Annotated in this window: 15 protein-coding genes and 1 tRNA gene (1 of these 16 cut by a window edge); 7 read left to right on the forward strand and 9 right to left on the reverse strand. The window is 55.6% G+C overall.

Annotation, left to right across the window (positions count from 1 at the left end; translation table 11 throughout):
• Position 1: 1 nt before the first annotated feature.
• The gene (umuD, locus tag I6L35_RS09660; protein ID WP_216980138.1) at positions 2 to 421 is read right to left on the reverse strand and encodes a translesion error-prone DNA polymerase V autoproteolytic subunit; all 420 of its coding nucleotides are present in this window, start codon (positions 419 to 421) and stop codon (positions 2 to 4) included.
• A gap of 202 nt (positions 422 to 623) precedes the next feature.
• On the opposite strand from umuD, the gene I6L35_RS09665 reads away from it, so the two are divergent.
• Complete coding sequence (locus I6L35_RS09665) at positions 624 to 1,076, forward strand: SOS response-associated peptidase family protein (RefSeq protein ID WP_216980139.1); 453 nt, start codon at positions 624 to 626, stop codon at positions 1,074 to 1,076.
• 526 nt (positions 1,077 to 1,602) lie between these two features.
• Here I6L35_RS09665 and I6L35_RS09670 read toward each other — a convergent pair.
• The 5 genes from I6L35_RS09670 to rpsU all read right to left on the reverse strand — a co-directional run bounded on the left by I6L35_RS09670 (position 1,603) and on the right by rpsU (position 6,496).
• Positions 1,603 to 1,679 (reverse strand) — tRNA-Ile (locus I6L35_RS09670).
• 187 nt (positions 1,680 to 1,866) lie between these two features.
• Positions 1,867 to 3,723: an RNA polymerase sigma factor RpoD gene (rpoD, locus tag I6L35_RS09675; RefSeq protein ID WP_005340563.1), complete on the reverse strand. Its 1,857-nt coding sequence runs from the start codon at positions 3,721 to 3,723 to the stop codon at positions 1,867 to 1,869.
• A 222-nt stretch (positions 3,724 to 3,945) separates the two neighbouring features.
• Positions 3,946 to 5,733, reverse strand: a complete 1,788-nt coding sequence (gene dnaG / locus I6L35_RS09680) for a DNA primase (protein ID WP_216980140.1) — start codon at positions 5,731 to 5,733, stop codon at positions 3,946 to 3,948.
• Between the two features lie 88 nt (positions 5,734 to 5,821).
• Positions 5,822 to 6,265, reverse strand: coding sequence for a GatB/YqeY domain-containing protein (locus I6L35_RS09685; protein WP_042084472.1), 444 nt, complete (start codon positions 6,263 to 6,265; stop codon positions 5,822 to 5,824).
• Positions 6,266 to 6,280: 15 nt separating this feature from the next.
• Entirely contained in the window at positions 6,281 to 6,496 is a 216-nt protein-coding gene (gene rpsU, locus I6L35_RS09690) for a 30S ribosomal protein S21 (protein ID WP_005309452.1), read from the reverse strand.
• Between the two features lie 179 nt (positions 6,497 to 6,675).
• Here rpsU and tsaD point away from each other — a divergent pair, with 179 nt between their 5' ends.
• Positions 6,676 to 7,689 (forward strand): tRNA (adenosine(37)-N6)-threonylcarbamoyltransferase complex transferase subunit TsaD, encoded by a 1,014-nt coding sequence (tsaD, locus tag I6L35_RS09695; protein WP_042052807.1) that lies wholly within the window; start codon positions 6,676 to 6,678, stop codon positions 7,687 to 7,689.
• A 248-nt stretch (positions 7,690 to 7,937) separates the two neighbouring features.
• On the opposite strand, the gene I6L35_RS09700 is transcribed toward tsaD, so the two are convergent.
• Together I6L35_RS09700 and aspA are read right to left on the reverse strand one after the other, a co-directional pair.
• Positions 7,938 to 9,257, reverse strand: coding sequence for an anaerobic C4-dicarboxylate transporter (locus tag I6L35_RS09700; RefSeq protein WP_021229055.1), 1,320 nt, complete (start codon positions 9,255 to 9,257; stop codon positions 7,938 to 7,940).
• A gap of 125 nt (positions 9,258 to 9,382) precedes the next feature.
• Entirely contained in the window at positions 9,383 to 10,825 is a 1,443-nt protein-coding gene (gene aspA / locus I6L35_RS09705) for an aspartate ammonia-lyase (protein WP_005340569.1), read from the reverse strand.
• A 442-nt stretch (positions 10,826 to 11,267) separates the two neighbouring features.
• Here aspA and I6L35_RS09710 point away from each other — a divergent pair, with 442 nt between their 5' ends.
• Entirely contained in the window at positions 11,268 to 11,744 is a 477-nt protein-coding gene (locus I6L35_RS09710) for an FxsA family protein (RefSeq protein WP_005340570.1), read from the forward strand.
• Positions 11,745 to 11,778: 34 nt separating this feature from the next.
• On the opposite strand, the gene I6L35_RS09715 is transcribed toward I6L35_RS09710, so the two are convergent.
• Complete coding sequence (locus tag I6L35_RS09715) at positions 11,779 to 13,113, reverse strand: MATE family efflux transporter (protein WP_254204568.1); 1,335 nt, start codon at positions 13,111 to 13,113, stop codon at positions 11,779 to 11,781.
• A gap of 260 nt (positions 13,114 to 13,373) precedes the next feature.
• Between I6L35_RS09715 and I6L35_RS09720 the strand changes: the two genes are divergently transcribed.
• The 4 genes from I6L35_RS09720 to I6L35_RS09735 all read left to right on the forward strand — a co-directional run.
• A complete protein-coding gene (locus I6L35_RS09720; RefSeq protein WP_005340573.1) occupies positions 13,374 to 13,667 on the forward strand; it encodes a co-chaperone GroES in 294 nt (97 codons plus the stop codon).
• Between the two features lie 42 nt (positions 13,668 to 13,709).
• Complete coding sequence (groL, locus tag I6L35_RS09725) at positions 13,710 to 15,344, forward strand: chaperonin GroEL (protein ID WP_005341224.1); 1,635 nt, start codon at positions 13,710 to 13,712, stop codon at positions 15,342 to 15,344.
• Between the two features lie 104 nt (positions 15,345 to 15,448).
• Complete coding sequence (locus I6L35_RS09730) at positions 15,449 to 15,949, forward strand: molybdopterin-binding oxidoreductase (protein WP_216980142.1); 501 nt, start codon at positions 15,449 to 15,451, stop codon at positions 15,947 to 15,949.
• A 23-nt stretch (positions 15,950 to 15,972) separates the two neighbouring features.
• Positions 15,973 to 17,743, forward strand: partial view of a bifunctional diguanylate cyclase/phosphodiesterase gene (locus I6L35_RS09735; RefSeq protein ID WP_216980143.1) — the 5' portion only. The gene runs 161 nt beyond the window's last position; only the first 1,771 of its 1,932 coding nucleotides appear in the window; it begins with the start codon at positions 15,973 to 15,975; its stop codon lies beyond the right edge, outside the window.

The raw sequence follows: 17,743 nt of genomic DNA on the forward strand, positions 1-17,743 counted from the left end.
TTTACCCCAGCTTGGTCTTGTGGAGTACGAAAGTGACGACGCCGAATATCTCCAGCTCCTGGCCTTCCTGCAGGGTGATAGGCGGGAAATCTGGGTTGGCCGGGAGCAGTGCGGGGAAGGGGCGCTCTTGTAGCCGCTTGACGGTGAACTCCCCATCGAGGCAGGCCAGCACGATTGCGCCATGGCAGGGCTTGATTGCTCTATCCACGATCAGAAGATCCCCGTCATTGATGCCAGCATTCACCATGCTGTGTCCGCTGGCCCTGACATAGAAGGTGGCGGCAGGATGTTCGATACAGATCTGGTTTAAGTCGATGGTCTGCTCTACATAGTCCTGTGCCGGGCTGGGAAAGCCGCAAACGACAGGGGTGAGGAATAAAGGGAGTTCTATGATAGGTGCATCGGTCGCGTGGGGGATCATGGTAAGGGTGGCTGTATGAACATACAGTCATTCTAACTGAGGGATCCGGAAAGATCACTGGTCGGCGTTCGGGTCTTGGCAAGGCAAGGAGGTTCGCAGCCAATTAAGCTTGGCAGAGTCCGACCTGGTGAGTCTGTGCTCATATATGACGAAGGGGCAGCGCATGTGAATCAACTACATCCCGACTACCAGGGGGGTGCTGATGGAATACTTCGGGGTTGATGACCCCGGGTACGACTGGAAGGGGGAGGTGTGGCAGGACTACCAGGCCCCGATCCTGATCCAGCGAGATGGCCGGCGGCAGGCGCAGCCCGGCAGCAAGCACTACCCCACGATGAACGCCAGGGCCGAGCGCTGGCGGATCAGCATGGCCGACGGCATGCCCTTCGCGGTTGCAGGTATCTGGCGGGCATGGCAGGAGGAACAGGGCTACACCTTCAGTTTCTCCCAGCTCACGATCAATGCCGACACGCACCCGCTACTGCGGCGAATGCACAAGCCCGTAGACGAGAAGCGGAGCTTGGTCATCGTGTCGCTGGATGACTACGACACCTGGCTGGGGTGCAAGGACCCTGAACTGGCGCGAACTTACCAGGTTCAGCCGCTGATAGAGCAACTGACAGGGGGGCCGAAGCCACTTGTTTTCCAGGGCTGACGTTAGCCCAGTGTTAGACCTGACAAGAAATGAGCAAGGTTCGCATCGCTGCGAGCCTTGCTGTATCTGGTACTAAAAGAGGAGCCGAACCTGCAGCCTTCGCATTACGAGTACGGTGAGCACAAGGCGTAACAGCAGGCAGATAGCAAGCTGGACTTGTTTTTAACAGATATTAGAGGTGGCAGGAAACCTCTAAGGCCAAGTGTGGTGCTCTGTGGACGCTGATAACATAGGGAGATAAAGATGCAATACATGTATTGATAAAGGCATCAGATAAAAAGAGAAGAAGGCAGGCAGCACAAATTGCAAAGCGGTTTCGCTATCGAGGTGAGGACATGGCGATGTGTACCAGCTTCGCCAACAGTTGCTTCGCTACCCACACAGTTCTTTGTGTCAATGAGCTATCCCTAACGTGGATTAACTACCAGCATCCCAGCTTTTCCCTAAAGGTACCCATTAAAGCACCCAAGAACGCCGGATAAGCAAAAGGCGTAGCGGTTACTAACCTGCTACGCCTTGCTATATGTGGTGGCCCCTGGGGGACTTGAACCCACGACCAATCGATTATGAGTCGACTGCTCTGACCAACTGAGCTAAGGGGCCAAATTGTGCGTTTAGCGGCGTGGATTATAGGGGAAGAGGAAAGGGCAGTCTATAGGCATATCAACCACTTGGCGACTAATTGTCCAGCTTGATTGAGGGCGCAAAGAGGGTCGCAAGGGTAAATGCCAGACAAAACAAAGCCCCGCATGGCGGGGCTTTGGCAGAGTAGTTTGACACAGGGTCAGGACTATTCGTCCAGGAAGCTGCGCAGCACTTCCGAGCGGCTCGGGTGGCGCAGTTTGCGCAGTGCCTTGGCTTCGATCTGACGAATACGCTCACGGGTAACGTCGAACTGTTTGCCCACTTCCTCTAGGGTGTGGTCAGTGTTCATGTCGATACCGAAACGCATCCGCAGTACCTTGGCTTCACGGGCGGTCAGGCCAGCCAGCACTTCGCGGGTGGCGTTGCGCAGGCTTTCGCTGGTCGCCGCATCCGCTGGCAGAGCCAGGGTGGTATCTTCGATAAAGTCGCCCAAGTGGGAATCTTCATCATCACCGATGGGCGTCTCCATGGAGATCGGCTCTTTGGCGATCTTCAGTACCTTGCGGATCTTGTCTTCCGGCATGCCCATGCGCATGGCCAGCTCTTCCGGGTTCGGTTCGCGCCCCATCTCCTGCAGCATCTGACGGGAGATACGGTTGAGCTTGTTGATGGTCTCGATCATGTGTACCGGGATACGGATGGTACGGGCCTGATCCGCGATGGAGCGGGTAATGGCCTGACGGATCCACCAGGTAGCATAGGTCGAGAACTTGTAGCCACGACGGTATTCAAACTTGTCTACCGCCTTCATCAGACCGATGTTGCCCTCCTGGATCAGATCCAGGAACTGCAGACCGCGGTTGGTGTACTTCTTGGCGATAGAGATAACCAGACGCAAGTTGGCCTCAACCATCTCTTTCTTCGCACGGCGGGCCTTGGCCTCACCGATGCTCATGCGACGGTTGATATCCTTGATCTGGGCAATCGACAGACCGGTCTCTTCTTCAATCTGCTGCAGCTTGCCGATGGCGCGCTGAATATCCTCGTCCATTTCAACCAGACGTGGAGACCAGGCTTTGCCTGCCTGCTTCTGGTATTCGAACCAGGCCGTTTCACACTCGTTGTTGGTGAAGGCCGCGACGAAGGTTTTCTTAGGCATCTTGGCCTGCTCAACGCAGAGCTTCATGATGATGCGTTCCTGCACGCGAACGCGCTCCATCATTTCACGCATGTTATTGACCAGGCGATCGAACTGCTTGGGCATCAGGCGGAATTGACGGAATACATCGGCCAGCTGGGCGATGGCAGCCTGGGTATCTTCGTGCGCGCGACCATTCTTCTGAATGGAGAGACGGGTCACTTCATACTGGGCACGCAGTTCGCCGAACTTCTCGCGAGCGACTTCCGGATCCGGACCACCGTCACCGTCGTCGTCAGAGCTGTCGCCATCTTCGTCTTCGTCTTCTTCGTCCTCTTCATCTTCGTCGGCCAGATCGTCTTCGCCGAGTTCGGAACCGATATGCGTGGCGGTAGGCGCCATATCTTCAGTTTCGTTCGGGTCAATAAAGCCAGAGATGATGTCAGAGAGACGCAGCTGCTCGGCTTCGTACTTGTCGTACTGTTCGAGCAGGTAAGTAATTGCTTCAGGGTACTCGGCTACGGAGCTTTGTACCTGGTTGATACCGTCTTCGATCCGCTTGGCGATGTCGATTTCGCCTTCACGGGTCAGCAGTTCGACGGTACCCATTTCCCGCATGTACATGCGGACGGGATCGGTCGTGCGACCAATCTCAGATTCAACAGATGCCAGAGCCTGGGCCGCTGCTTCGGCAGCGTCCTCATCGGCGGTCCCCCCTTCAGCCATGATCAAGTCATCGGCATCCGGAGCGTTTTCAACCACTTGAATGCCCATATCGTTGATCATCTGAATGATGTCTTCGATCTGGTCTGAATCGACAATATCTTGCGGGAGGTGATCGTTCACCTCGGCATAGGTCAGGTAGCCCTGTTCTTTACCTTTGGCAACGAGGAGTTTAAGCTGAGACTGCGGGGTTTGCTCCATAGAACTCATCCGGTTGGTGCTGCTAGGTTGCGCGTACAGTGCGCTGCTGCGCAAATAGCCAATTCTAATAGAAAACCGCCAGACATGCTATGTCTGGTTGCGGCGTCGGTCATGAGAAACCCCTGCCCGCAGTATTGTCTGCGCCAGGCGGTTATAAATTTTTTGCTTTTCATCCCGTCGATTCGGGCAACGCTATCCATATTGGGACTAATCACTCAAATATCAAGCCCCACTCTCATATCTTTTCTCAATTTGCACCTCTCTGAGCAGCATTACCAGCTCTTGGGTTTCTTCGGAGCTTAGTCCTTCCTGAGCCACTTTGGTCTGTAATTCTTCGATCCGCTGTTTAAGAAACATATTGATGAAGCCAACAAAGGTATCCTGCAACTCCCCGAGAATATCGGGTTCCTGATCGAGTTTGATCTCCTCGAACAGGTCGTGCATTGCCAGCTGGGCGAGAATGTCCCCCTCCTTGGTGCCACGCCAGTGTTCCAGCAGGATACCAGTAGTGATACCGGGCTGTGCCAGGATCTGCTGGTGCAGTTGTAGCAGGAACTTGATGCCCTGCACGCGCAGTCCAGCTAACTCAGGCATGGGGGGAAGCTCGGCCGTCACTGCCGGATATTGCACCATCAGCGCCAGCGCACGCCGCAGTGGCGTTAGCTTGGCTGCCTTGGGTTTGTTGACCTCGGCCTTGGGCTGACTGTTGCGAGCAAAGAGCTCGGCGATGCGCTGCTTGTTCTCGCCCCAACGCATCATGCTGGAGAGACGAGTGATCAGCCCTTCGCGGGTAAACCCTTCCGGAACGCGACGAATAAGCTCGGCGGCCTTGTTGGCCACTTCGAACTTGCCTGCCTCACCCGAAAGTGCGGCATCCCGGCCGAGACGCTCGAACATGAAGTCGGCGAACGGTTGGGCTTCATCGAGCAGGGCTTCAAAACCCTCCTTGCCGATCTGGCGTACCAGCGAGTCGGGATCCTCGCCATCGGGCAGGAACACGAACTTCAGCTCGCGGCCATCCTGCAGATGAGGGAGGGCATTATCCAGCGCGCGCCAGGCCGCTTCACGACCGGCGTTGTCACCGTCGTAGCAGCAGACTACCTCGGCGGTGGTGCGAAACAGGGTGTGGATATGGTCGCTGGTCGTTGCAGTACCCAGCGCCGCCACCGCATAGTCGATGTCGTACTGACCGAGTGCCACCACATCCATGTAGCCTTCCACCACCAGGATCCGGCGTGGATCCTTGTGTGCCTGCTTCACCTCGTAGAGACCGAACAGCTCCCTCCCTTTATGGAAGATGGGGGTCTCCGGCGAGTTCAGGTACTTGGGGGTGCCATCACCCAGCACCCGGCCACCGAAACCGATGACCCGGCCACGCTTGTCGCGGATCGGGAACATGATGCGATCGCGGAAACGGTCATAGCTGCCCGGGCCATTGTCACGGGTGATCAGCATGCCGCCCGAGATAAGCAGCTGTTCGTGATCCCGGCTGGCGCCGAAGCGGCGGCGTACCTGATCCCAGTCACTTGGGGCATAACCGATGTTGAAGCGCTTGACCACTTCACCGGTCAGGCCGCGTCCCTTGAGGTATTCCACCGCATGGGGAGCGCTCTTGAGATTGCTCTCGTAGAAGCGGGCGATCTGGTGCATCAGCTCGAACAGATCCTTGCTGACGGCGGGCTGGCTATTGGCCGAGCCGCCGATGCTCTGCTCGCGAGGTACCTGCATGCCTTGCATGCTGGCGAGCTCTTCGATGGCATCGGGAAATTCGAGACCGTCGTACTCCATGACAAAGCCGATGGCATTGCCGTGGGCGCCACAACCGAAACAGTGGTAGAACTGCTTCTCCTGGCTGACCGTAAAAGAGGGGCTTTTTTCGTTATGAAAAGGGCAGCAAGCCTGGTAATTCTTACCGGCTTTTTTCAGCCGCACTCGCGAGTCGATCAGCTCGACTATGTCTGTGCGTACGAGCAGATCGTCGATAAAGGATTGGGGGATCCTGCCTGCCATAACCGTCCTGTTTCATTGCGGAGAAAATAAAAAAGCCGCGCATTCCAAGGGAAGCACGGCTTCTTCGACCAAACAAGAGAGTTGCCTGTTACGCCAAGCGGGTTTTCACCTGAGCACTGACGGCGCCGACATCGGCACGCCCCTGAATTTTCGGCTTCAAGACAGCCATGACCTTGCCCATATCAGCCATGATGGCAGCACCACTTTCAGTGATGGCTTGCTCGATCAGGGCGGCAATTTCATCTGCGGTCAGCTGTTGCGGCAGGAATTCCTGCAACACAACGATCTCGGCGGACTCTTTGTCGGCGAGATCCTGGCGACCGGCAGCTTCAAATTGGCTGATGGAATCGCGGCGCTGTTTGACCATTTTGGTCACGACAGCGAGGATATCCTCATCATTCAGCTCGATACGGGTATCGACTTCACGTTGCTTGATTTCTGCCATCAACAAGCGGATCGCTCCCAGACGTGCCTTATCTTTGGCAAGCATAGCGAGCTTTTGCTGATCCTTGAGTTGATCCTTCAGAGACACGGCAATATCTCCCGATTAGTACAGGCGGATACGACGTGCGTTTTCGCGAGACAGCTTCTTGGCGTGACGCTTGACAGCAGACGCTTTGGCGCGCTTACGAATGGTAGTCGGCTTCTCGTAGAACTCACGGCTACGAACTTCGGACAGGATACCGGCTTTTTCGCAAGAACGCTTGAAACGACGCAGAGCAACGTCAAACGGCTCATTTTCACGGACTTTGATTACTGGCATGTGCCTTTCACCTCAGTGATAAATTGTTAGCTGACCTTCAATCGATCAGCATGTCTTAAAATGGTGCGAAATTATACTCTGGACAGGGAATGAAAGTAAACCCGCAGAGATCGCTCTGGTTTAAAAAACCCGCGAAGGTTACCATAGCCGTCTCATTTTAGCAGTGAAATTTTTTAGCAATGCGTGTATTGGGCATAGAGACATCCTGTGACGAAACCGGGATCGCGATCTTCGACGATCAAAAAGGGATCCTTTCCCATCAGTTATACAGCCAGGTCAAGCTGCATGCGGACTACGGTGGCGTCGTCCCCGAACTCGCCAGCCGGGATCATGTTCGCAAGACGATCCCGTTGATCCAGGCCGCATTGCAAGAGGCGGGACTGGGCAAAGATGACATCGATGGCATCGCGTATACCGCGGGGCCGGGTCTGGTTGGCGCCATTCTGGTGGGGGCGACCATTGGCCGCTCGCTGGCGATGGCGTGGAACAAGCCGGCTATCGCCGTCCATCATATGGAAGGGCACCTGCTGGCCCCCATGCTGGAAGAGAAAGCCCCCGAGTTTCCCTTCGTGGCGCTGCTGGTCTCCGGTGGTCACTCCATGTTGGTGCGGGTTGACGGCATCGGCAGCTATCAGCTGTTGGGGGAATCCATCGATGATGCTGCTGGCGAAGCGTTCGACAAGACCGCCAAGCTGATGGGGCTGGACTATCCAGGTGGTCCGCTGCTCTCCCGTCTGGCCGAGAAGGGCACTACCGGGCGCTTCCACTTCCCTCGTCCGATGACAGATCGTCCCGGGCTCGACATGAGCTTCTCCGGCCTGAAGACCTTCACCGCCAACACTATCGCCGCCAACGGTGACGATGAGCAGACCCGCGCCGATATCGCCCGTGCGTTTGAAGATGCTGTGGTCGATACCCTGGCCATCAAGTGCCGTCGCGCCTTGAAAGAGACCGGCCTCACGCGCCTGGTGGTTGCTGGCGGCGTCAGTGCCAACCGTCATCTGCGTGCCCAGCTGGCCGAGCTGATGGAGAGCCTCAAGGGCGAGGTGTTCTATCCGCGCACTGAATATTGCACTGATAACGGCGCCATGATCGCTTACGCCGGTATGCAGCGCCTGAAAGCGGGCGTGTTTGAGCCGTTGGCGGTCAAAGCCGTGCCGCGCTGGCCGCTGGATACCCTGGATCCGGTCTGATCCGACGGATCCCGCCTTCTGGCGTGGTGGTGAGTACCATGTGGTCTACTGCTCCTGCAATTCGGCAGCGGCGGTTATAGCGCCGTTGGCACGCTGTTGTGGTGTCTGCTGTCGCCGTGGTTGAGCCATCCGGATAAGAGGTCAGCCCTCTTGCTGCCAGACAGCCAAGCCAACCACAGAGTAAAAAGAGATAAAAAAATCCCCGCCAACTGGCGGGGATTTTTGTTTGGTGATCGGCAGGCGATGAATTACAGCAGGATGCCGCCGAAGAAGAAGCCCAGTGCCACGGCGATGGCGATGGTGGCGGTGCCCGGTACGAAGAAGGGGTGGTTGAAGACCGCCTTACCGATACGGGTGGAGCCGGTGTCGTCCATCTCTACCGCGGCCAGCAGGGTCGGGTAGGTCGGCAGTACAAACAGGGCGCTCACAGCTGCGAAGGAGGCAATCGCAGTCAGCGGGCTGACACCCAGTGCCAGTGCGGCAGGCATCAATGCTTTGGTGGTCGCACCTTGTGAATAGAGCAGCATGGCGGCGAAGAACAGCACCACGGCCAGCAGCCAGGAGTACTGGTTCAGCAGGTCGCCGGCGATCAGCTGGATGGTGTCCATGTTGCCTTTCACGAAGACGTTACCCAGCCAGGCCACACCCAGTACGCAGATACAGGCGGACATACCGGACTTGAAGGTCGGCATGTTGGTCACTTGAGTTGCGTCCAGTTTGCACACCAGAGTCATGATGGTGGCCGCGGCCAGCATGATGCCCATGATGGCGCCATCGCGGGGGATCGGCGGGTTGGTGATCAGGCCTACTTTACCGGAGATGGCAGTGGCATAAGCCATGACAGCAACGATGGCAGCGATGAAGATCCAGACAGACAGTTTGGCGTACGGTTTGATCTCGAGCTTGGTAGTACCACGCAGTTTGATCAGGCCCTTGGCTTTACGCTCCAGATAGACTTCGTCCTGCTCCAGCGGCTTGCCCATCATGTTGGCAATGAAGGCGCCCAGGATACAGGCCAGGAAGGTAGAGGGGATGCAGATGGCCAGCAGGGTAAGGTAGTCAACACCGAACGGCTCGAGCATACCGGAGAAGGCAACCACAGCGGCAGAGATCGGGGAAGCTGTGATGGCGATCTGGGAGGCGACAACCGCGATGGAGAGCGGACGGGATGGGCGGATCCCTTGCTCTTTGGCCACTTCAGCGATCACCGGCAGGGTAGAGAAGGCGGTATGACCGGTACCGGCCAGCATGGTCATCAGGTAGGTGACCACAGGGGCGGCGAAGGTGATGTATTTGGGGTTCTTACGCAGCGCTTTTTCTGCCAGGAAGACCAGGTAGTCCATCCCGCCAGCCAGTTGCATACAGGCGATGGCACAGATGACGGATGCGATGATCATGATCACATCCCAAGGGATGTAGCTGACCAGTTGATCGCTCGGGATGGGCATGCCCAGACCCCACGTCAAGACCAGTACCCCCAGACCACCGGCAAAGCCGATGCCGATGCTGCCTATCCGGGCCCCCAGATAGATAGCGGCGAGCACGACAAGTAACTCGATTCCAATCATAGCGATAACTCCATTTTTTAGTTTTTGGTTTTTATTTGGCAAAAAGCCAATTCCCGATCGGGCTGGGGATAAAGACCAATCGGGAACTGACTTTATGGGCCGGGAAGATCCCGGCCCATACTCGCTTATACGGCAGCTTCGCGGGTGAAACGCTTGGCTTTGTATTGCGGGTTCATCAGGTTCTCGATGGAGAGAATTTCGTCCAGCTGCTCGGCGCTCAGCAGGCCACGCTCAAGAACGACTTCGCGGACGTTCTTGCCGGTCTGGGCACAGATCTTGCCGACGATATCCCCTTCGTGGTGGCCGATGAAGGGGTTCAGGTAGGTCACGATACCGATGGAGTTCAGCACGTGATTCATGCAGATTTCCGGGTTGGCGGTGATACCTTCCACGCACTTCTCGCGCAGGGAAATACAGGCTTTTTCCATCAGGCTCAGGGATTCGAACATCGCCTGACCAATCACCGGCTCCATGACGTTCAGCTGCAGCTGACCGGCTTCGGCGGCGAAGGTGATGGTGATGTCGTTACCGAATACCTTGAAGCAGGATTGGTTGACCACTTCCGGGATAACCGGGTTGACCTTGGCCGGCATGATGGAGGAACCCGCCTGCATTTCCGGCAGGTTGATCTCTTTCAGTGCAGTGCGCGGGCCGGAGGAGAGCAGACGCAGGTCGTTACAGATCTTGGACAGCTTCATAGCCAGACGCTTGATGGCGCCGTGCAGCATGACGTAGGCGCCACAGTCTGAGGTCGCTTCGATCAGGTCTTCTGCCGGCACATAGGCACGACCGGTGATCTCGGCCAGACGCTTGATAGCCAGTGCAGAGTACTCGGGCGGAGTGTTCAGACCGGTACCGATGGCGGTTGCGCCCAAGTTCACTTCCAGCAGCAGCTCCTGGCAACGCTTGATGGATTTGATCTCTTCACGCAGGGTCACGGCGAACGCGTGGAACTCCTGACCCAGGGTCATCGGAACCGCATCTTGCAGCTGGGTACGACCCATCTTCAGGATGTTTTTGAACTCTTTCGCTTTGGCATCGAATGCCGCGATCAGGTGCTCCAGCGCATGCAGGGTCACGTCAGTGCTGTTGACCACAGCAACGCGGAAACCGGTGGGGTAGGCATCGTTGGTGGACTGGCACTTGTTGACGTGGTCGTTCGGGTTGATGACGTCGTAACGGCCTTTCTCCAGACCCATGATTTCCAGGGCGATGTTGGCCAGTACTTCGTTGGTGTTCATGTTGACGGAGGTGCCGGCACCACCCTGGTAAACGTCGACCGGGAACTGGTCGAAGCATTTGCCGGTGTTCAGCATCAGGTCGCAGGCTTCTACGATCTTGTCAGCAATTTCAGGACGGATGGTACCCAATTCACCGTTTGCCAGCGCAGCGGCTTTCTTGGTCAGCACCATACCGCGGACGAATTCCGGAACGTCAGAAATCTTCTGAGAGCTGATCTTGAAGTTCTCGACAGCGCGCAGGGTGTGCACACCGTAGTAGAGATCATTGGAAACTTCTTTGGTGCCCAGCAGGTCTTCTTCAATGCGGACGTTCTTGATGTCGCTCATTGTAATGCCTCAGAAATCAGATAAATGGAAAAATCCTCACCGAGTGGTCGCGAGTTCCTTGCGCACAGCTCATCCTGAAGCACCACACATCGAGTGGGGCGGTTGGGAGAATGACCTCCCGAAAAACTAATCAATATACTACTCCAATTGAGGTATCGGTTATTAGAGGTGGATCACTAAATTTGCGACATTTTCAAATTACTTTGAGGAAAGTACACATATGTTATGAAGTTTTTATCATGATGATTTTTATAAATTTTTGTGACTTTTTGCTGATTTTTTAGATTGCTGATGACGTAGGAGTCAGTTGACCAACTTGAAAAGAGGGGGGGCGCCCCCATTTATTCAGGGCAGAAAGTGGTGATGACGGGGCGGCAAAATCGTCTCTGACCATCGTTGGATGGGCGCCACTTCTTCTCAATTTACCGGTGCTGGAGTGGATATGGGCAAGTTGTTTTTGTTGTTGGTGGGTCTGGTTGTACTGGAACTCACCGTGATGATCGAGGTCGGCTCGGTAATCGGGGCGCTGCCGACTGTCGGCTTGCTCATACTGACTGCGGTATTGGGCTCCTCGCTGGTGCGCAGTGAAGGGATCAAGACCCTGTTCAGCGCCCAGCAAAAGATGCAGATGGGCGAGATGCCGGGCCGTGAGGTGATGGGGGGCATGATGCTGGCATTGGCTGGCTTGCTGCTGATTATCCCGGGTTTCGTGACCGACATTTTCGGTGTGCTGTTGCTGCAACCCTGGCTGCGCAACAAACTGGCTGACAAGCTGATCGGCAGCAGCCAGTTCCGGATGCAGATGGGTGGTTTCCAGCGTACTCAATCGCCGTTTGGCAACGCACCGTCCGATGATCATCTGGGGAACGCCAAGCAGGGCGGCACCACCATCGAAGGCGAATTTGAGCGCAAAGAGTAATCGACGAGACGAAAACCCGAGGCGAGTGACTGAATCAGGGTTTGCCCTGATGGCACAAGGCCTCGAAGCGGTGTCGGGCATACCACCACGCGAGGGTGCCCGCCGCCAGATTGGCCAGCAGTATCCCCAGATATATCCCCTGTTCTCCCCCCAGCTTTGCCCCCAGCCAGGCTCCTGGCAACAGAAAACCAAACAGCCGCAATCCGTTGAACAAGAACGAGATACTGGATGCTCGCACGCCATTGAGTGCCGAGGCCAGCAGCATCACCATGCCCTGAAAGCCGTAACCGATGGGCACCAGATGCAGATAGAGAATGATGAGGCGAATGACCTGCGGATGATCGCTGAACAGATTGGCGATGAGTGGCGCCAGTAGCCAGGTCAGGCCATAGATGGCGAGCTGGAACAGCAACGCAAACCCCATGCAGCTCTGCAGTGCAGCTTTGGCGCGGGCCGGATTGCCAGCGCCGCAGTTTTGCGAGATGAAAGGGGCCAGTACGGAGGCGAGGGCCATCATCACAATTAGCAACAGCGCCTCGACCCGCGACGCGGCGCCGTAAGCGGCCACCACCTCGGTACCCAGTCCTGCAAAGATCGTCATCAGCACCGCATTGGCCAAGGGGTTGAGCATATTGGTAAAAGAGGCGGGGACGGCGACATGGAGCAAGGCCCGCCAGTGGGTCAGCAACCGGGCCCGCGGCGAGAGGCGCCACAGCAGCAAGCCCTCCCGATGACGCAGGATATAGAGGCTGACCAGCATCGCCATCAACCAAGAGATAGAGGTGGCGATGGCGGCCCCGCGGATCCCCCACTCGGGAAAGGGACCGATACCGAAGATCAACAGAGGATCCAGTACCCCGTTGACCAGCCCGGCTACTGCCATCACCAGACTGGGGGTTTTGGTATCGCCGGTCGCCCGGATGGCGGCATTGCCCACCATGGGCAGCACCAGCATGGGGACGGTGATATACCAGATCAGCATGTAGTCATGGATGAGGGAGATAAGCTCGGCACTGGCGCCCAACAGGGTAAACAGAGGCTTGATGGTGAGAGCGCCCCCCGCGGAGAGCAGGGCCACCATGATCACCGCCAGAAACAGGCTGTCGGTGGCGAGATGGGCTGCCTCATCGTGTTTGCCCTGCCCCAGGGTATGACCGATCACCGCTGACAATCCGGCGCCCAATCCCATCGCCAGCGAGGTAACCACAAAAGTGACGGGAAAGGTAAAACTGATGGCGGCCAGAGCTTCGGTGCCCAGCATACCGATAAAAAAGGTATCGACCAGATTGAAGGCCAGAATGGCGATGATGCCGAAGATCATGGGGCCCGTCATCTGGCGCAGTACGACCGGAATAGGGGCTGTCAGCATGGGGTTGGTGCGGGTCAAGGGCTCGTCTCTACAGCTGGCTTTGAAGGTTCTGGCATGGAAAATAGGCGGCTTGAACCGACCTTGCTCCAGGGGGCGGACATGGCTGAACCATCGAAGATGTTTATAGTACGTGAAAAAATTTTTTTTGTATTTGCCCTTGAAGGGTTAGCAACTCTGCCCCACATCAGGGACATATCTAATTTGGCCTGGAACGGCCATTCCTCAAAGCAACAATGAGACTCATTTTGGGAGAGTTATCGATGAAAATTCGTCCACTGCACGACCGCGTCATCATCAAGCGCATCGAAGCTGAAGCCAAATCTGCCGGCGGTATCGTCTTGACTGGTACTGCGGCCCAGAAGTCCACCCGTGGTGAAGTGCTTGCCGTGGGGACTGGTCGCATCCTGGATAATGGCGAAGTCAAAGCGCTGGCCGTGAAGGTTGGTGACAAGGTTATCTTCAACGAAGGCTACGGTGTTAAGACCGAGAAGCTGGATGGTCAGGACGTCCTGATCCTCTCCGAAACCGACATCCTGGCGATTGTCGAAGAGTAATCCATCCTCCTTTTCCCCGAATTGATTTAAGGATTGAAGAAAATGGCAGCTAAAGACGTTAAGTTTGGTAACGAAGCCCGCATCAAGATGCTGGAAGGCGTAAACATCCTGGCTGATGCCGTCAAGGTGACTCTGGGCCCGAAAGGCCGCAACGTGGTGCTGGACAAGTCCTTCGGCGCCCCGACCATCACTAAAGATGGTGTTTCTGTTGCGCGCGAAATCGAGCTGGAAGACAAGTTCCAGAACATGGGCGCCCAGATGGTCAAGGAAGTGGCTTCCAAGGCGAACGATGCCGCCGGTGACGGTACCACTACTGCAACCGTTCTTGCTCAGGCTATCGTCAACGAAGGTCTGAAAGCCGTTGCCGCCGGTATGAACCCGATGGATCTGAAGCGCGGTATCGACAAGGCCGTTGTGGCTGCTGTTGCCGAGCTGCAAGCGCTGTCCCAGCCGTGTGCCGACAGCAATGCCATCGCTCAGGTGGGCACCATCTCCGCCAACTCCGACGAGAAAGTGGGCAAGCTGATTGCCGAAGCCATGGACAAAGTGGGTCGCGATGGCGTCATCACCGTTGAAGATGGTCAGGGTCTGGAAGATGAGCTGGCAGTTGTTGAAGGTATGCAGTTCGACCGCGGCTACCTGTCCCCCTACTTCATCAACAAGCAAGAGACCGGTTCAGTTGAACTGGACGACCCGTTCATCCTGCTGGTTGACAAGAAAGTCTCCAACATCCGCGAAATGCTGCCGGTGCTGGAAGGCGTTGCCAAAGCTGGCAAGCCGCTGCTGATTGTTGCTGAAGACGTGGAAGGCGAAGCGCTGGCGACTCTGGTGGTCAACACCATGCGTGGCATCGTGAAAGTGGCTGCCGTCAAGGCGCCGGGCTTCGGCGACCGTCGCAAGGCCATGCTGCAGGATATCGCCGTACTGACCGGTGGTACCGTCATCTCCGAAGAAGTTGGCATGGAGCTGGAAAAAGCGACTCTGGAAGATCTGGGTCGTGCCAAGCGCATCGTCATCACCAAAGAGAACACCACCATCATCGATGGCGTGGGTGATGCCGGTGTGATCGAAGGCCGTGTTGCCCAGATCCGTCAGCAGATCGAAGAGACTTCCTCCGACTACGACCGTGAGAAGCTGCAAGAGCGCGTAGCCAAGCTGGCTGGCGGTGTTGCCGTGATCAAGGTCGGTGCTGCTACCGAAGTCGAGATGAAAGAGAAGAAAGCTCGCGTAGAAGATGCTCTGCATGCTACCCGTGCCGCGGTTGAAGAAGGCGTGGTTGCCGGTGGTGGTGTTGCGCTGGTTCGCGTTGCTGCCAAACTGGCTGGTCTGCGCGGTGACAACGAAGACCAGAACGTCGGTATCAAGGTTGCCCTGCGCGCCATGGAAGCCCCGCTGCGTCAAATCGTCATCAACGCCGGTGAAGAAGCTTCCGTCATTGCCAACGCAGTGAAGAACGGTGAAGGCAACTTCGGTTACAACGCTTACACCGAGCAGTATGGCGACATGCTGACCATGGGTATCCTGGATCCGACCAAGGTAACCCGTTCTGCACTGCAGTTCGCTTCTTCCATCGCCGGTCTGATGATCACCACCGAGTGCATGGTCACCGAGCTGCCGAAGAAAGATGCTCCGGCCATGCCTGATATGGGTGGCATGGGCGGCATGGGCATGATGTAATCATCATCCCGGCTCTGTTTGAGAAACGGCTCGCCTTGGCGGGCCGTTTTTTTATATCTGACTAAACTGAGTCTGTTGATAGCAGAAAAGTGTATGGAGGAAAGATGAAGGTGCTCAGATGGATAACTCTGCTGTTTGCATTGATTACCATGCCGCTGTTGGCTGCCGAGGCCCTCAAGGGACCAGTGATCTTGAAAGTAAGCGGCAATATCAGAGCCGCAGATGAGGTCGATGGCAAAGTGCTTTTTGACTTGGCCACGCTGCAGGCATTGCCGCAATATGAGATAGTCACCAGCAACCCTTGGGTTGATAAACCTCATAAGTACAGAGGGCCCAAGGTGGCAGACGTGCTGGCAGCTGTGGGGGCTGATGGCAAGAGCATAACCCTGACAGCATTGAACAGTTTTCAGATCCGCATCAACTGGGACAAAGTTGCCAAGTATAACCCTATCCTTGCTTGGGAAGATGACGGGGTAACCATGAAGATTCGTGACAAGGGGCCGCTCTGGTTTATGTTGCCACTTGATCAATATCCGGAGCTGAAGCGCTCTGAATATACCGACATGATGATTTGGCAGCTGGATCTGATAGATATCCAACACTGATAAAAGAGTCACGGGAGCACGGGGTGAAAGGAAAGACCAGGGCGTGGCCACTGCTCGTCATTCTGTATGTATCCATCCTGTCATTTACCGGGAGTACCCTCTATTGTCTGGTTCAGATCCAGAATGCGACCAGAGCAATGGAGAAATATACCTATGATGTCTCCTGGGCGCTGATGCAGTTGCAGCTTGAACTGGGGCGCTTCCTCAGTGCTGTAGAGGTCTACCATTATGGTGGAATAGAGCACAATGACTTGATGCTGCGTTATGACATTCTCTGGAGCAGAACCCCTATCCTGTTGAGCGGTCAGTTGCGTAAAAGCATGCAAGACAAGCAGAAAACCTTGCGCTTGGTGCAACTGATTGAAAACAACATTCGTGATATAGAGCCTGTTATTACCAAACTGCAGAGCGGTGACTCTGTCTACCAGCAAGTAATGATGCGTCTGGCCCCCTTGCAGGAGCCTTTATCATATGCACTAGCTTCCGTTATGCAGAAGAACATCAACATCTACTCAGAGAATGATCGCCACTTTGGCCAATTACGTAATGCTCTGCTGTTGATGGTGTCGGGGTTGGTGATCTCGGTTTTACTACTTAGTTCGCTTCTTATATATGAAGCTCGACGTCATTTTAGGGCCGCAAGGCGCGACCCGTTGACTGGCCTCTCCAATCGGGTGGCATTGCTGGAACGGATGGAGCTCTGTGCCACTCAGGAGGTGCCTTTCGGACTGGTTCTGGTCGATATCAACGACTTCAGAGATATCAACAGCAAGTTTGGTTATGATGCGGGCGATTTTTTGCTCAGTGAATTGGCCAGACGGATCAGATTGCTGTGTGAGGAAGGGGAGTGGAGTGGTCGTTTGGGGGGCGATCAATTTGCCATTATTCAGCGTGGTAGCAGTGATCTGCGTCAGGTCAGGGAGTTGGTAGCGCGACTGCTGCACGCTCTGAAGCAAGATATCGTCTATGATAACTATCCCTTCCGGCTCGAGGTGGGGATCGGGATTGCCTTCTATCCGATGGACAGCGACAAAACACAGGAGTTATTGAGTCGTGCTGAACAAGCTCTGTTTCATAGTCGCAAGACCCACGTCCCCTATGTGATTTACGATAACTCCCTGCTTAACGAGACGGCTCGGCGCAAGCATCTTGCCTCGGACATGATTATGGCGCTGGAGCATAATGCGCTGGAACTCTATTACCAGCCCATCGTCAACCTTGAAAGTGGACGCTGTGAAGCTGTTGAGGCCTTACTAAGGTGGCGTCATCCAGAGCTTGGTTTTATTCCTCCGAATGAAGTCATCATGGTGGCTGAGGAGTTTCAGCTCGCTGAGAGAGTTGGCAGTTGGGTGCTTAACACTGCTTGTGAGCAACTTTATCAGTGGCATCAGCTTGGAATGGTCGATCTGCAGATGTGCGTGAATATCTCGCCGGGTATGTATCAGCGCAATCTGCTCAAACTGGTAGCAAAAGCATTGATGGAGCACCATTTGCCTGCCAGCAGTCTGGTACTGGAAGTCACCGAAGATACTACCATGCGGGAAGTAAAGAACTCGCTGCAACTGATGCAGGATCTCAATCAGCAGGGGGTACTGTTAGCATTGGACGATTTTGGTACTGGTTATTCATCTTTGAGTTATCTGCAAAAGTTACCGGTCAGCAAAGTGAAGATCGACCGCTCCTTTATACAGGGCATTGACACCTCAATGGAGGCATCCGAACTGGTCGCCAATATTTGTCGGATGGGATCCATGTTGGGCAAGAGTCTGGTGTGTGAAGGTATTGAGACACAGG

Origin of the sequence: Aeromonas sp. FDAARGOS 1405, assembly GCF_019048265.1 — a bacterium.
In the GTDB taxonomy this organism is placed as follows: domain Bacteria; phylum Pseudomonadota; class Gammaproteobacteria; order Enterobacterales; family Aeromonadaceae; genus Aeromonas; species Aeromonas veronii_A.